This window comes from Sedimenticola selenatireducens, from assembly GCF_007625115.1.
Classification (GTDB): Bacteria; Pseudomonadota; Gammaproteobacteria; order Chromatiales; family Chromatiaceae; genus Sedimenticola; species Sedimenticola selenatireducens_A.
On sequence record NZ_VMNH01000034.1, the window covers coordinates 37,056 to 52,525 of the forward strand.

13 protein-coding genes and 1 tRNA gene are annotated in these 15,470 nt (G+C 51.1%); 7 read left to right on the forward strand and 7 right to left on the reverse strand.

The genetic code is table 11. The features are described 5' to 3' along the window. Positions 1–2 precede the first annotated feature (2 nt). From FHP88_RS18555 to FHP88_RS18580, 6 genes are all read right to left on the reverse strand, one after another. Complete coding sequence (locus FHP88_RS18555; protein ID WP_144360646.1) at positions 3–818, reverse strand: sulfurtransferase; 816 nt, start codon at positions 816–818, stop codon at positions 3–5. Positions 819–903: 85 nt separating this feature from the next. Continuing rightward, the gene (locus FHP88_RS18560) at positions 904–1,890 is read right to left on the reverse strand and encodes a TAXI family TRAP transporter solute-binding subunit (protein WP_260843374.1); all 987 of its coding nucleotides are present in this window, start codon (positions 1,888–1,890) and stop codon (positions 904–906) included. Positions 1,891–2,033: 143 nt separating this feature from the next. After that, on the reverse strand, positions 2,034–3,401 hold the full coding sequence (locus FHP88_RS18565) for a substrate-binding protein (protein ID WP_144360647.1): 1,368 nt from the start codon (positions 3,399–3,401) through the stop codon (positions 2,034–2,036). Positions 3,402–3,696: 295 nt separating this feature from the next. After that, positions 3,697–4,890, reverse strand: coding sequence for a hypothetical protein (locus tag FHP88_RS18570; protein ID WP_144360648.1), 1,194 nt, complete (start codon positions 4,888–4,890; stop codon positions 3,697–3,699). After that, positions 4,877–7,648 (reverse strand): hypothetical protein, encoded by a 2,772-nt coding sequence (locus FHP88_RS18575; protein WP_144360649.1) that lies wholly within the window; start codon positions 7,646–7,648, stop codon positions 4,877–4,879. Before FHP88_RS18575 ends, FHP88_RS18570 begins: the two co-directional genes overlap by 14 nt. A 39-nt stretch (positions 7,649–7,687) precedes the next feature. Continuing rightward, positions 7,688–8,701, reverse strand: coding sequence for a patatin-like phospholipase family protein (locus FHP88_RS18580; RefSeq protein WP_144360650.1), 1,014 nt, complete (start codon positions 8,699–8,701; stop codon positions 7,688–7,690). 224 nt (positions 8,702–8,925) lie between these two features. Between FHP88_RS18580 and FHP88_RS18585 the strand changes: the two genes are divergently transcribed. From FHP88_RS18585 to FHP88_RS18610, 6 genes are all read left to right on the forward strand, one after another. Continuing rightward, positions 8,926–9,435, forward strand: a complete 510-nt coding sequence (locus FHP88_RS18585) for an Hsp20/alpha crystallin family protein (RefSeq protein ID WP_144360651.1) — start codon at positions 8,926–8,928, stop codon at positions 9,433–9,435. Positions 9,436–9,457: 22 nt separating this feature from the next. After that, on the forward strand, positions 9,458–10,933 hold the full coding sequence (locus tag FHP88_RS18590) for a DegQ family serine endoprotease (protein WP_144360652.1): 1,476 nt from the start codon (positions 9,458–9,460) through the stop codon (positions 10,931–10,933). An 82-nt stretch (positions 10,934–11,015) separates the two neighbouring features. Next, positions 11,016–11,972 carry a DnaJ C-terminal domain-containing protein gene (locus FHP88_RS18595; protein ID WP_144360653.1) on the forward strand — a complete coding sequence of 319 codons (957 nt, stop codon included), beginning with the start codon at positions 11,016–11,018 and terminating at the stop codon, positions 11,970–11,972. Positions 11,973–11,975: 3 nt separating this feature from the next. Further along, on the forward strand, positions 11,976–12,293 hold the full coding sequence (locus FHP88_RS18600; RefSeq protein WP_144360654.1) for a chaperone modulator CbpM: 318 nt from the start codon (positions 11,976–11,978) through the stop codon (positions 12,291–12,293). A gap of 1 nt (position 12,294) precedes the next feature. After that, positions 12,295–13,266 carry a zinc metalloprotease HtpX gene (locus FHP88_RS18605; RefSeq protein ID WP_144360655.1) on the forward strand — a complete coding sequence of 324 codons (972 nt, stop codon included), beginning with the start codon at positions 12,295–12,297 and terminating at the stop codon, positions 13,264–13,266. A 245-nt stretch (positions 13,267–13,511) separates the two neighbouring features. Then, on the forward strand, positions 13,512–13,808 hold the full coding sequence (locus tag FHP88_RS18610; protein WP_144360656.1) for a PIN domain-containing protein: 297 nt from the start codon (positions 13,512–13,514) through the stop codon (positions 13,806–13,808). Positions 13,809–13,973: 165 nt separating this feature from the next. On the opposite strand, the gene FHP88_RS18615 is transcribed toward FHP88_RS18610, so the two are convergent. After that, positions 13,974–14,060: transfer RNA gene (locus FHP88_RS18615), tRNA-Leu, on the reverse strand. Between the two features lie 246 nt (positions 14,061–14,306). On the opposite strand from FHP88_RS18615, the gene queA reads away from it, so the two are divergent. Beyond that, positions 14,307–15,338, forward strand: a complete 1,032-nt coding sequence (gene queA, locus FHP88_RS18620; RefSeq protein WP_144360657.1) for a tRNA preQ1(34) S-adenosylmethionine ribosyltransferase-isomerase QueA — start codon at positions 14,307–14,309, stop codon at positions 15,336–15,338. The last annotated feature ends 132 nt before the right edge of the window (positions 15,339–15,470 follow it).

Genomic DNA, 15,470 nt, shown 5'->3' on the forward strand with positions numbered 1-15,470 from the left:
CCTCAAGCAACAGGGGTGTCTTGGCGATTTCCCCAGTCAGACCAGGATCCCGGATAGCCTTTAACCTGTGGATAGCCCAAAGACTTGAGCATGATGTAGGTCAGTGATGATCGATGGTGGGTATGGCAATAGGTGATGACCTGCTGATCCTTGGAGATATTCAGGCTGTCGAGCATTTGTTCCAGTTCACGGCTGCTTTTTAGGCGCAAATTGCGCTGTTGGTCGAGCGCCAGCATCCAGTCCATATTGACTGCGCCGGGTATATGCCCACCCTTATCGGCAAAACGTTTGTTGCCATTGAATTCATCCGAAGTGCGAGCATCCAATAGGCCCAAAGTACCGTCATTCAGATGCTTCATGATGTATGTGGCATCTGCAACTGGAGCGTCGGTGGGTTTGGGTTGGAATGCTTTCGGGCTTGGGGTGACGGGGGCTTGTTGAATCGGATGGCCCTCATTGGCCCAAGCGTGAAGGCCGCCATTTAACAGAGAGAATCGAGAGTGTCCCATTGCCTCAAGTGTCCAGAGCAGTCGACCCGCTTTGCCACCTCCCTCATCATCATAGGCCACGACATGGACAGTGTCATCAATGCCGATATCGGAAAAGCATTTTTCCAGCACTGCAGGCTCTGGTAACAGTCCCATAGTGGGTTTCCGCATAGCGATGATCTGCCCATAATCGAGATAGACAGCCCCGGGGATATGCAGTTGTGCGTAGGTTGCTGGCTTGGTCATATCGACTACCAGCAATTGGCGCTCTCCCAGGAGGGGTTCGAGCTTCTCCGGCTCAACAATGAGTGGTAGATCCAGGCTGTTCATAATCGGCTATCCATATGATCGGTATTAAAAATAGGAGATGGCGGCATTTCGCCCACTTTCAAGAGAGGGGTTAGGAGAGGGGTGATTACATCAATCCCTTATCTTTAAAGTATTTTATGGCACCTTCATGGAGTGGGGCCGGGAGGTCATCATCAATCATATGCTTCTGCTGTAGATTGGCAAAGGCTGGATGTAGATTGTTGAACAGCTCAAAGTTTTCAAATAACGACTGAACAATGCCGTAGATGGTATCTGTTGAGAGTCGGGTTGTGCTGACAAAAATGGCGCCAACGCCAAAGGTTGAAATGTCGGCAGGATTCGCGTCGTACATGCCACCCGGAATACTGGTCAGGCGATAGTAGCGATTGTTTTTAACCAATTCATCAATGATCGGTCCAGTTACACTGACAATTTTGGTTTGACAGGTGGTGGTTGCTTCCATAATTGAGCGTGAAGGATGGCCCACCGTGAATACCATGGCATCAATCTTGTCATCGCACAGTGCTTTGGACTGCTCTGCTGATTTTAGCTCAGAAACCAGTGAAAAATCGCTGTTTGTCCAGCCGTAGGCCTGCATGACCACCTCCATGGTGTTACGCTGGCCAGATCCTGGATTACCAATATTGACCCGTTTCCCTTTTAGATCATCAAAGGTGTCAATGCCAGAGTCGGCTCGAGCTACTACTGTAAAAGGTTCTGGATAGATCGCGAATAGGGTGCGCAAATTCTGATTGTCGCTGTTGGAGCGATGGGCATCTTCATAGGCGTGGAAGAGTACATCTGATTGGGCAATCGCCAGATCAAGTCCACCGGTCACCAGCTGTTGTAGGTTGTAAACTGATCCACCCGTGGACTCAATAGCGCAGCGTATATCATGGGAAGCCAACTCTTTGTTGATCAGCTTGCAGATACCACTGCCAGCTGGATAGTAAACCCCGGTTACGCCGCCTGTTCCGATGGTGACAAAGGTTTCAGCGATTGCCATCTGGCTGACAAGCGCGAGACCCGTCAGCAGCTTCAGCAAGGTTTTAAAGGGGCTGCCCATTTTTCGCCTATTCTGTGGTTGATTCATGAACCCAAAATAACCGCAAAGAGCATCTTGAACAAACTGTTTTGGATGGGGTTATTTCAAGTCGATAAAATAGGCAGAAAGTTGTTAACGCTTGGTGGAAAGGAAACCGCCCCGGTAAGGGGCGGTAATGAACTGCTGTTTTCTCAGGCTGGGATATAAGGCCCAAGCTCTCCAGGGAAGGTCTTGTGGTCGTATAGGGTGTCTTCCCGCTTGACCTGCTCAACTATCTTGAGGAGATCATATTGGCCTGTTCTGCTATCGGGGCCGTTTCCTTTCATCACCAGCATGTCTTTAAAGCACTGGTGATCTTCGCCTCGATAGAAAGTTTCGCCCGGACCGATACCTGTGTAACGAGAGTTCTCCAGGGTTTTGATGACCTCAGGCGGATAGAAGGTACCCGCTTTTTCACAGGCATTGGCATACAGAATGGTCTGTACATAGCAGGTGTGCGCTGCTTGGGACGGTGGGAAACCATATTTTTCAGTGAAGGTTTTTACAAATGCCTGAGAACCCGCGTCTTGTAGCGTCCAGTTCCAACCCGTGGTGCCAAATACACCGTCGATGTTGGAAGCGCCGGCCCCTTTTGCCATTACACGGCTGAACAGGGGAACAACAAATTCGATATTCTTGCCGTTCTTCTGCAAATCACGCATGCCAAACTCAACGGCTTGGGTCAGTGAGTTCACCATATCCTTGCCGTAGTGGTTGAGGATGATGACATCGGCATCCGAGTTCATGATGGCAGTCAGGAACATCGAGTAATCATTGGATCCCAGGGGGGTCATGATGTTATTGACCGTTGTCCAGCCCTGTTTTTCAGTAAACTCTTTCATCGAGGCATACTGTGTGTGCCCCCATGAATAATCGGCTGTCAAATGAAAGGCGCGGCGATCTTTACCATAGGTTTTAGCCAGCACTGGGGCGAGGGCCTTACCACTCATATAGGCGTTGAAGAAGTGCCGAAACCCATAGCGACGCCGGTCTTTACCCGTGGTGTCATTAGAGTGAGTCAAACCACACATAAAGATGACGCCGGTCTTCTGCGCTAAGTACTGCTGGGCGATGGCCACTGAACTGGAAGAGCCACCCGAGAACATAATAATCCCGTCCTGTTCGATCATTCGGCGGGCACTGGTTACCGCCCGTGCTGGATTGGATGAGGTGTCGCCAATGACGAACTCAACCTTCTTGCCCAGGACGCCGTTGCCCTTTAGTGCCAGTGGTTGCAGGGTTGATAACATGCCGCCACCGCTGTTGATATGCTCAACGGCCAGTTTATAAGCACGGCCCTCATCAGCCCCTTCATCCTTATAAGCCCCGCTTTGCGGATAATTAAAACCAAACTTGACACTGCTTCCTTTTACCGGAAAGTTGCCAATAGCTTTCTCTTCCGCCCAGGCATCTTTAATAAAAAACAGGGGGGAGCTGGCTGCAGCAACCGATGCGGCCCCAAACTTCATAAAGCCACGCCGGGAAAGGGTGCTGAACTTGTCAGAACTGTGATCTGTCATCTCTTTTCTCATCCTCTCACATGGGCTTAGGCCCATCTCGTTATCTATTGTCGAATCAATGCAATCTGGAAAATCCAGGCCAAGGAGAAGTCCTGTTGAACTCTTGTCAGACGCAACGAGACTGCTTGTAAGTCATTGAACAAAAGAGGAAATCAGGCTTTTCGGTATTGCAATGCTTATGGTTTTGCATGCTATAAAGTGGCTGCCATATAGCTGCATGACATCCAACATAAGCAGTACATCGGCCGCTTTTCAATTAAATTAAGGGTATATTGCGAACTGTTCGTTTTTTCTTTTAAAGTTCCAAAGAGATCCCTTTGGGGTGAAAGGCTAGGTACTTGCGTGCTTTTTGGTCGTCCTCATCAGCCCATGCTGAGGTGGTACTGGTCAGATAGTTGAAATGGAGTCTGGCTTGTGCCCGGGCATTATGTCTCTCCAGGAGCAGTTCAACCGCTCTGCTATGGGGGTGGCGGAAGAGTGCGCCATTGGTTGAGATAAGGTAATGCTTACAGTCAATTCGTGATAACAGCCCGGGTGACAGGTTGGCGATGCTTCCGTGGTGGGGTAGCTTGAAACCCGTCAATTTAAGCTGTCCTGTAGTTTGAGGCAGCAATCTTTCAATACTGGATTCAAGGACTGAGGGCCAGGCATCCCCCGCTAACAGAAAACGGGTGGTTGGTTTATCTTTTGGATACTCCAATAAGAATGCAATACTACTGCCGTTGGCCAGACTGGTGTCGCTACCAAAAGGCGCATCGCCACCAGGTTCACCCTTCGTGCTGCCCAACATATCATCCGGTTGCCAAGTCAGATCAAAACCCAGTTCTTCTAATTCCAGTGCGTCGTCATCTTCGCCGAGCACATCGCCTAGCGGACGCAGGTGTCGACTACTCTCAAGTTTGAATTTGAGTGTCTGCAGATCACCGGAATCGACTCCAGCCTTATCCAATTCATCTCTCCAATGGTCTTTCAGTTCAAGGAGACGTTCATGATCGGGTGACAGTAAGGTTAGACGGCAATCACCGGGCAGATCTATCACGGGCAGTTTTTCAGCAGTGGCTGGAATATAGGCAATCTGTTCAGACATCCCCTTATTCCAGACAGATTCACCACGCTGCTCCTCATATGCTTTGATCAATAAGCCAAGGATCTCTCCTTGCATTGCACCCAATGCTTCTCCTGCAGGATCGGGCACCTGATTCAGTTGCGGGGCGCCGTTAAACCAGATGCGATCAAAAACACAATCCAGTGCTTGGGCATCTTGCAGCAGCCGAATGATGCCTTCGATATGATCGGCATCAATGTGCGTAACAACCAGAAGATCAAAGTGACGTTGTGTGGAGGGCAGGTGAAGCACGCGCTCACGCAATGAGGGATAGGTGTGTGCCGGACCACCGTCTATTAGTATCCGATGGGTCTGGTCTGCCGCGCCGTACTCAATCCAGAGACAGTCGCCATGTGCGGCAGGGAGCATTTCAATGCGGAACATGGTCACTCTCCGTGGGGGTAGGTTGAATTTTTACTCTGGGGGTGAGTCGCCATTCCGCATCGCCTAAAGCGATGAGGCAGAATGCCATGAGGTAACCCCTCGCAAGCATCCTGCGGCGTACCCGGCGCATGAGTGTTCCAAAGTCTGCTTGAGGGTCAGCCGTCTCAACCAGCTGCGTTACCAGCTCTCTGGCGACCGGGGCGGCATGTCTGCCCAGTATCTGTGCCATGGTGCCGAGTACGATAGATGTTTTGGTCTGTTGAAAGCGTCGGGTTAATCGCACATAACCATCTTCTGTACTCGTTCCTGTGCGACAGCCCAGCAGGAGCAGTATGGGGCCTGGGTCTCTGCCCTCTGGATTGACATAACGATCTGTTATCTGTGCCCGACTCAGACGGCGTTGTTTTACCGGCAGTTGGGCATCGCCGATCTCGAGGAAGTCCAGGGCTGATGCGACATCATGGTGGGGCAATACCAATAGTAGGGGTGGCGTGGCTGGGCGCAAAGCGCTCTTCCATTCCTCCCAGTTATTGACCAGTTGGGGGTGAAGGAACTGCTGCCGGAGGGCTTGCTCTGTTGCCAGTCGCTCGGCCTCGGGCACTCGATGGCTGGCGGCGAAGAGGATGCTGTCTATCGGCGGCAGGCTTCTTCGGATCAGGCTTGGGTGAGATTGCCCATCAGATGTCTCTTTGAGATCAGCATCCCCAGGATCAACCCGCTCAATGATTTTCTGCATGGACCAGAAGCCAAGCGGGCAGATTGTCGGCGTCCAATCGCGCTGTTCCGGTGTGAGTGTCTGTTGGCTGCAAGTCGGGCAGTGTTGTTCATCAGAGAGCAAGGCAGCCTGCCAGCCCGCGCATAATACTGCATCATCGGCGGGATAGCCTTTGTCGTAGATGAACTCCAGCGGTACATAGGCTTGTGGTTCACGATTGAGTAACTGTATGCGTTCACCGGGATCAGTGAATTGCTGAGCGCCGAGTTCATTGAAGAGCGTGGCGCCGTGTCTTGCCATGTCACGAAAAAGTGCCAGGAGTTCAGGTGAATCTGCATCGAGTTCATTCTGTGCATTATCGGCCTCATCAGGGCGCTGTCTGATCAAGCTTTTCTGTGTATTAAAGAGTGATTGATTAAGCCAGTTCAGCGCGATGACCGAACCGGGCAATTCAAACCGGCGACCACCTTGGCCACCAAAAATCCGCAGACTTGATGCGGCTTTGGTTGATGTTGTGTTGTTAGCTGTTTCTCTGCCCCATATCAGGGTTGCATCAAATGGATGGCTGTCTGGTAACTCAATAAGCTGTCGGCGACTTGAAATGACTTTTACCTGGACAGAGTGGTGGGGTTGTTCAGTTTCCTGCTGGCTGATGACAAAGGCCTCTACCTGCACCACTTCAAATGCGCGACCCCGATAGCGGAAAACGATCTCGGCACTGACGTAACGCTCACCCTCCGGTATAAAAATGCTCAGGTCACAATCACCGCTGCGAGCGGTCCGGCTAGGTGGTAAAAGTAACGGCTGGGCATCGCTTTGATCTCGCCAGCAGAGTTCTGCCGTTAGGGGGAGTCCCTGGCTGGGTATGGGTATCTCAGGGATGGCCGCCGGGGCGACTGCCGCGGATGCCTCATCAGGTAGGCCGATCCAACAACGAATGGTGTTGTCTACTCCAGCCAAAAAGGTGTGGCGGCGTTGATTGGCCTGGCGTAATTGCGCATGCACCCTTCGTTGTTCAGATTGCTGGTCAGCTAGCCTCTCTGGTGAGGGCGCCTCTGCTTCGCTGGCCTCGTACATCTCATCGACCTCAGCCATCTCTGTAGAGAAGTCAGGCTCATTGCCAGAGGTGGGTTCCGGTGAATCAATGATGGGCGAGGGGGCGCTCCGTGCGGACATTTTTGGCCGACCATTAATGATGGCCCCCGCACGCCCTATTTTATGTCGAGTTACTTTCTCAGCCTCTTGCCCATGTGTTGCCCCACTGCTGAGATTATCCCCGACCTTACCTAATAGTTTGAGTAGCTGTTGTCGTTCCTTCGCTGGGCGATCTTGGGTCAGCAGGCCGGTCATTTGACGAATGATATGGCTTGGCTTTCCGCGGGACAGTACCCAGACCATCTGGTCGTCATTCAGTGCCGTTTTTGGTGTGTTTAAATGCTTTTTGACAGCTTTCGCTACGGGCCATTCAGTGCCGATCGTTTTGCCGACGATCTGTTTGCGAATTGAGTGAATAATTTCATCCCCAAACCAATCGCTTTTAGTATCGTGTCCTGTCAGTGCGGCGGCATGCTGATTAGCCTTTTTGAGGGTCTTTAACAGAATCCTTGGGATGCTACGGGTCGTTTTTTTTACGCTGATGTGAGGTTGATTGCCCCGTAATGGCCCGGATGGGTGCGACTTTTTGAGACCAGAGTTTTGCCTGATTCCCTCTTCGTGTAGAGATCTTTCGTTGTCATGTAAGGCCTGATGAATGATGGCCTGATCGGATTGGCTTCCCGTGCTTGCCAGTGTATGAAGTCGTTCTTGAAATGTGGGAAGCGGAATTCTGGCTGCGCAGGTCAGGAGTCGTTTGCGGGTGAAAGTTCCACTGGCTTCTTTATCAATAAACTTAAAAATCACCACCGCAAGGTCACGCCATGCCGCATCCGATAAGGGAAGTCGCGTGGCCGCCTCCAGTGCTGCAATCCTTATATCAGGATCTGGATCAGTCCGGGAAATGGCGATCAGTGGTGCCAGTGATGCCCTGTCTACCAGGTCTACCATATGCGGCTCCTTGCTTGTGTCAGCCGACATCTCCTTAGTTTACTCGTCCAGATTCAGTAGTTCAGGGGTGTAGTTTTCTAATCGATGCATGAGCAGTGCACCGGCATGTCGCGTGAGGACACCCATCTCCGCAGTGTTGAGCCGCTTAAGATGGGTCTTGATCGATGAGGCGAATACCGCATCGCCACTTTGACTCTCCCCTTTATCACTATTGATAGAGAACCAGAGCGGTTTTGGACCGCCTTCATTGGCACTCAATTCCAGTCGTTTGAACTGTAGGCCGCGCACCTGTTCCATCAGGATACCAATCGACTCAGTCAAAACAACGGTACTTGACTCAGTAGGATGATCATCCATGTCGAATGGTTTCCCCGCATCACTCACTATCACATAGTCTAAAGCGTTGCGTTTTCTGAGTAGTGGATTGACCCCAAGGTTGTCATAAACACCACCATCAGTGAGCGTGACGTAGTCAACGCCGGCAGCGGGGTAATCAGCTTGATCGATACGCAAAGGAGGAAATACCGGAGGGAAGGCGGACGAGGCCGCTACGGCCTTACTGATTTTGAAATGTGCGGCTGAAGATGTGCCCAGTTCCCACTCGCCCATCTCGACGGATTCATTGCCGCCCGTGACAAAGAAAAACATATTCCCGGTAGCGAGGTTGGTGGCATTGAGATAAAGCCGAGGCCCGCCTTTTAATGCATCGAGTGTACTTTGTCCGAAAAGATCTCGCTCGTAGGTTTCCGCCAGTTTATCCAAACGACTACTGAACGGGTCAAAGATGCCACCAATCACAGAGGAGACGGCGATGGAAGTATTTTGTAGATAGCTATCAAGCTTGTCGAGTACGCTGTCATCCCCCCAATGAGTGGCCAGAAAGGCCCCGGCGATACTGCCTCCACTCACGCAGGTAAGCAGATCGATTTTCCATAAAAGGCCCAGTGCTTTGAGCTGGCGGAAAACACCCAGATGGAAGGCGGCTGCCCTGAACCCGCCGCCTGAAAGTGCCAGGCCAATCCTCTTGTCATTGCCGTCAATTTTTATAGACATCCCTTTCTCCGTGATCATTACCCTAAGTCTGTATTGAAAAGCATAGGATATTCCTAAACGGGTTGCCACGGGTGGTTGTAATAAATGCTTTAATCAATGGGCATTTTATATAGGAATTTTCATGGCGAACGCTTCGTGTTTAAGAGGGCAGTTTGAACGCCGTCTTGAAATTAATATTTCTGACCCCAGGAATAGTATGTGATTAGACAATTGGGAGATGAATCATGTCCACGTTGAATCAATTACGGGAAGGGTTGAATGAAGCCTGGGATACCCTGATGGATGGATGGCAAAGGCTTTATCGGCGGGCGGCTGGGGCCATAACTCGTTTCACCCCAGGCGGCAAGTCTGAGCATCAGGACAACAAAGCGCTTGAGCGTGAAATGGCGGTAAGAAGTAGCGGCTGGGGTGTGTTGGCGGCAGAGGTGTTCGATGATGATCGCTCCATTGTAATACGCCTGGAAGCACCGGGTCTGGATAGTGGTGATTTTGATATTGAGGTGCTGGATCGCTATCTGGTGATACGCGGAGAGAAGCAGATAGCACGAGAGCATACGGAGGGGCACTATCATGTGACAGAGTGTGCTTATGGTCGTTTTGAGCGGGCGATTCCACTGCCCGATGATGTCGAGTCCGATCTGGCAGAGGCCAGCTATAAAAACGGTGTACTACGCGTTGAATTGCCAAAAACAGTGAGTCGCCAGCGGAGAAAAATCAAAGTAGAAACCAAGTAGAACACGTAAGGAGATTGAAAAAATGAAAAGCAATATGATCATTAAAATCATTTTGTTGCTTGTTTTTTTTATAGCCTCGCCAGGCTGGACAGCTGACAGTGGCGTAGAGAGTCTGCGGCAGACAGGCAAGGCGTTCGCATCGGTTGCACGCAATGTGTCGCCATCGGTCGTGTTTATTCAGGTAGAAGGAAAAAGCCAAGAGGCGGCCAGTAGCCGTTTTTCTCTGCCGTTCGGCAATCAGTTCCCGTTTCAGGATGACTTTTTCAAGCGTTTTTTTGGTGATAAATTCCCTGGTATGCCCGAGCAACAGCGGCCTGATATGCAGCCTGAAGAGCGCAGGGTAACCGGCCAGGGGTCGGGTTTTGTATTTGCCCAGAAAGCGGGTTTTTTATCCAGCAAAACCTACATTCTTACCAACAATCATGTGATCCAGAACGCAGAGAAAATCCAGGTTAAATTTCAGGATGGCCGGGAGTTTGATGCCGAGATAACCGGTCGCGATCCCCAGTCGGATATTGCCGTCATCGAGATTAAAAGCAGCGACAGGCCGGCGCTGGCATGGGGTGACTCAACACAACTGGAAGTAGGTGAATGGGTAGTGGCCATAGGAAATCCGTTTGGCCTCAGCCATACCCTGACGGTGGGTGTGGTCAGTGCCAAGGGCCGTACCAGTGTTGGTCTCAATGACTATGAAGATTTTATCCAGACCGATGCCGCTATTAATCCGGGAAATTCAGGTGGGCCGCTGGTCAATCTGAACGGTGAGGTAGTGGGTATCAATACCGCCATTTTCAGCCGCAGCGGGGGCTATATGGGCGTGGGTTTTGCCATTCCCAGTAATCTCGCCAAAACAATCGCCTATCAGTTGGTTGACAGCGGTGAGGTGACCCGGGGTTATCTGGGAGTGGTCATCCAGTCGTTAACCGCTGAATTGGCAGAATCCTTTGATCTGAAGGCGATGCAGGGCATTCTTGTGAGTCAGGTCAGTGATGATTCCCCTGCGCAGAAAGCGGGTCTTCAGCAAGGTGATCTGATTCTTCAGTATCAAGGTGAGCCGGTAAAAGATGTGGGCAGTTTTCGCAACAGTGTTTCGTTAACCGCGCCCGGCAGCATGGCTGAACTCACAATCATGCGAAATGGAAAGCAGATTGAGTTGCGCGTCAAAATTGGACAGCTCAGCAAAGAGAAGATGAGTGCACAGGATTCTACACAGCGTAGTGATGAGATCGGGTTGGTGGTACAGACCTTGACGCCAGAACTTGCCGAACAATTTAACGGTAATGCTGGGGAGGGTGTTGTGGTCACTGATGTTCGTCAGGGATCGATCGCAGCGATGGCGGGCATTGAGCCGGGTGCTATTATCCTCCAGGTCAACAGAGAGTCTGTCTCCAGTGCAGAAGAATTTGCAAGACTGGTCAAACAAGGTGCGAATAAAAGGCATGTATTGCTGCTTGTTCGCATGAATGGTATGCAGCGTTTTGTTGCGCTGAGTTGGTAGTTACCGAACTCGATGTTGGTTGGAGGCCTCTGTACCGCCACCAACCACCCAGTGTGATGTATCAGATGAAGACAGGTCAGTGATGGAATATAAAGACTATTACACCATTATGGGTGTCGAACGGGACGCCACGCAGGATGAGATAAAACGCGCCTATCGTCGGTTGGCGCGTAAGTACCATCCTGATGTCAGTGATCAGCCGGATGCCGAGGCCCGCTTTAAGGAGCTGGGCGAGGCGTATGAAGTCCTGAAAGATCCGGAAAAACGGACGGCTTACGATCAACTGGGTGCCAACTGGCGAGCGGGCCAGGAGTTTAATCCACCGCCTGATTGGGATCAGGGTTTTGAGTTTCATGGCGGGGGATTTACCGGTGCCGATGCCGAACAGTTCAGTGATTTTTTCAGCAGTCTCTTTGGGCAGGGCGGTTTTGATGCGGGCCCCGCTGCCGGCTATGGACGGCGTGAATTCCATGCCCATGGTCAGGATACCCATGCGAAGATCCTGATTGAGCTTGAAGATGCCTACCATGGCGCTACCAAGACACTCACATTAAAGCATAGTGAGTTGGGTGCTGATGGCCGCCCAGTGATTAAAGAGCGTATGCTGAATGTTCGTATACCTAAGGGTGTTCGTCAGGGGCAGCATATACGTCTGGCCAAACAGGGCGGGGCTGGTATTGGGAGTGGTGAAGCCGGTGATCTTTACCTGGAGGTTGAGTTCCAGCCCCACCGTTTCTACCATGTAGAAGAGAAGGATGTCTTTGTAGATCTCCCTGTCACCCCGTGGGAGGCGGCCATGGGTGCGGTCATTTCCGTCCCCACCCCTGCCGGGAAGGTTGAATTGAAAGTGCCGCCTAATTCATCCGGTGGTCGAAAGCTGCGTTTGAAAAATCGTGGTATTCCGGCCAAGACGCCAGGTGATCTCTATGTGGTACTCCAGATCGCCCTACCCAAAGCAGAAACTGAGGCAGAGCGATCAGCCTATGCTGAATTTAAGCAGGCATTTGATTTCAATCCACGGACAAGCCTGGGGATATGATTCATGACCAAGAATGATCTTTTATCACTAATAATCGGTGAAGTGCTGGATGATGGAATGGAGTTGACGCTGGCTGATCTTTGCAAAGCGTGCCAACTGCCAGCAGAACGGGTGATTGAATTCGTGGAACAAGGTGTTGTAGAAGCACAGGGTAATAGCCCCTCTCATTGGCGCTTTCAGAGTGTCAGTATACGACGATTACGTTGTGCCAGGCATCTTCAGCATGATCTGGGAATTAATGCAGCAGGGGCTGCCCTGGCCCTCGACTTGCTTGAAGAAGTACAACGGTTAAGGCAAAAATTAAGGCGGTTTGAGCAATAATATGAACGGCGTGAATCAGCGTGTCCGGCTACAACACGCGCGACGCAATCTGATTCAGTCATTGCTGCTACTCTTGTTCATGATCGCATTCATGATGTTGCTGGGTTGGCTGGTATGGGGCAGGGATGGCATGCTTTTGCTGGTTACAGTAGGTCTGGTAGCCATACTGTTTCACCCGGTGATTCCACCACGGCTGGCGATGCGGCTTTATGGTGCCCGGCCTATTCAGTTGAGCGAGGCCCCCGCGCTCTGGAATACATTGTCCTGGCTGTCGGATCGATCTGGACTCGCCAATTGTCCAGAACTCTATTATATACCCAGCAGCGTGCTCAATGCCTTCTCGGTTGGTAAGCGCGATCACACCATTATTGCGGTTACCGACGGTTTATTACGAAAGCTGGAGTTGAACGAAGTGGCTGCCGTGCTGGCACATGAAGTGAGTCATATTCGAAGTAATGACCTTTGGGTCATGGGCGTGGCGGATATGATCAGTCGTGTGACCAACATAATGTCACTGTTCGGGCAATTGCTTTTCATAATCAATCTGCCATTGATCCTCTTTACCGAGATCAGTATGAATTGGTTTGCCATTATTCTATTGGTTATTGCGCCAAGTTTAAGTGTACTTGCACAATTAGCGCTTTCGCGGACCCGGGAATTTGACGCCGATTTGAATGCGGCATATCTGACCGGTGATCCAGATAGTCTGGCTCGGGCACTGATGAAAATTGATACGCAACAGAGAGACTGGCTGGAGCAACTCATTTTGCCGGGGCGCGGTATTCCCGATCCCTCCCTTTTGCGTTCTCATCCGCATACGGCAGAGCGTATTAAAAGATTGATCGAACTGTCTCCACGTATGACGCGAAGTGAAAGGCAAGGCTTTACAGCGTCAGCAGAGCGTGATGATGAGGTATTTGGAAAGCCGATTTCCCGTTCACCGGGGTGGCATATCACTGGGTTGTGGCATTAGCCTGATATCAAGACCGAACACCCGCTGATTATTGGTTGTGCGTAGGCGCCGGTTATTCCCACGCACGGAGAAGTGAAAGGCTGATTTAATGGACTCTAAATTCGGGTGTCGAGGGAACCGTATGTACCTTATTTAATAGATCTAGAGCTATCAGTATCCCCTCGGTAAAAGTATAAAAAAATAATAGATAACAGTACGGTAGTGGTCATGGCCCAGAGTATATTAGTTGCCAGATTTAGGAAATATTGCCTTTTGTTACCTGGGGGAAGTTGGGCTATGGAACAGAGCGATATTCCCAGCCGAAAAGAAACCTTACCGAGATAGAAGGGCTGGCGGCTAGGCTTGATGTTGTTCCCTTCCATGATCAGGCGGCTACACACTTCGGGCAATCGAGAGCAGAGTTGTACAAGATCGGAAAGCCAATAGGTCCCTGTGACATGCTTATTTCAGGGTATGCCGGAGCATTGGGTTTGATTCTGGTTACAAACAACATGAAGGAGTTTGAGCGGTCGCCCGGATTGCGGTTGGCAAACCGGGTATAGAGACAGTTCGGATATTTCCAGGCCGAGTGGCCGACGCTGGTAACGTAATGCATTGTCAGTGTATGCCGAACTACTGAAGAAACTATCGAATGTAGCCCTTTGTCTTTGCTTATCTTGAGGGAAGCTATTTGGTGCTGAGGGGGGTTACGTTCTGTTGAGTTTTAGTGGTAGCGGTGGGCGGACTCGAACCGCCACGCCCGCAAAGGCAACGGATTTTGAATCCGTCGTGTATACCAATTTCACCACACCGCCATCTAAAACTTAGTAATTTGTTACCCTGATATTATCCAGCTATCTGCCAGTCTAGTTTAACCTGTTGATAATCATACAGGTATCCAGAATACACCCTAGTATTTTGAATCCCCTGTGTCTACCAATTTCACCACCCTAGCATTAGGGAAGGCGTAGTATAATCATTTCCTCAATCTGTGCAATCCCCCATGATACTCAATATATAGCCCTTGGCGGAGGCGTTCTCTATGGTAATATTCCGCCCCCATGCAAACATCTGATTTTCATTACGAACTGCCTGATGAGCTGATTGCCCAGTTTCCTACCCGGAACAGGCAAGATAGCCGTTTGCTCCACCTGCCTGCGGGAGCACAGGAGGCAGTCGATCGTCAGTTCACCGATCTGCCCGGCTTGCTCAATCCAGGCGATCTGCTGGTCTTTAACGATACCCGTGTGATGCGAGCCCGTCTTTATGGGCAGAAAGAGAGTGGCGGCCGCGTTGAGTTGTTGATCGAAAGGGTGCTACAACCGGAACAGGGCCTTGCCCATATCAAGGCGAGTAAATCCCCCAAGCCGGGAAGCCGTATCTTGTTGGATGGCGGGGGCCTCTTGGAGGTGCTTGATCGCGCGGATGATCTGTTTCTGGTGGCTGCAGTCGAATCGGATCTCCCCAGTCTCATGGCGCAGTCAGGGCATATTCCACTGCCGCCCTACATCAGTCGTGATGACGAGGCTCTGGATGTGGAGCGCTATCAGACGGTCTATTCTCGTCGCGAGGGGGCGGTGGCTGCCCCCACGGCGGGGCTCCATTTTGGTACGGAAATGCTGTCACTATTGGAGGCTATGGGGATTGAGCAGGCCCATGTCACTCTGCACGTGGGGGCAGGCACATTCAGACCGGTTCGGGTTGATCGGCTGGAAGATCATGTGATGCACAGTGAGTATGTGGAAGTGAGCGCGGGTGTCTGTGAGCAGGTTCGGGCCACCCGAGCCCGTGGCGGACGGGTGATTGCAGTGGGCACTACGAGTGTAAGAAGCCTGGAGGCCGCATCACAGGAGGGCGAGATCAAGCCCTTCTATGGTGATACCCGGCTCTTTATTACGCCTGGCTATGCGTTTCACAGTGTTGATGCCATGGTAACCAATTTCCACCTACCAGAGTCGACTTTACTGATGTTGGTTGCGGCTTTTTCGGGCTATGACCGAATTATGGCTGCCTATCGACATGCTGTAGAACGGCGTTACCGTTTTTTCAGTTATGGTGATGCGATGTTCCTGGAAAGGATTGGCAAGGTTTAATACAGGCAAAAAAAACGCGGCAAGTGGATTGCCGCGTAAATATATCCACCAAAGGAGGATGGAGGAGTGTGCACTGAGCTGTTCTTCAGTACATGCGTAGTTTCTAATATATGCTGCAGTGTGTCAAGATCT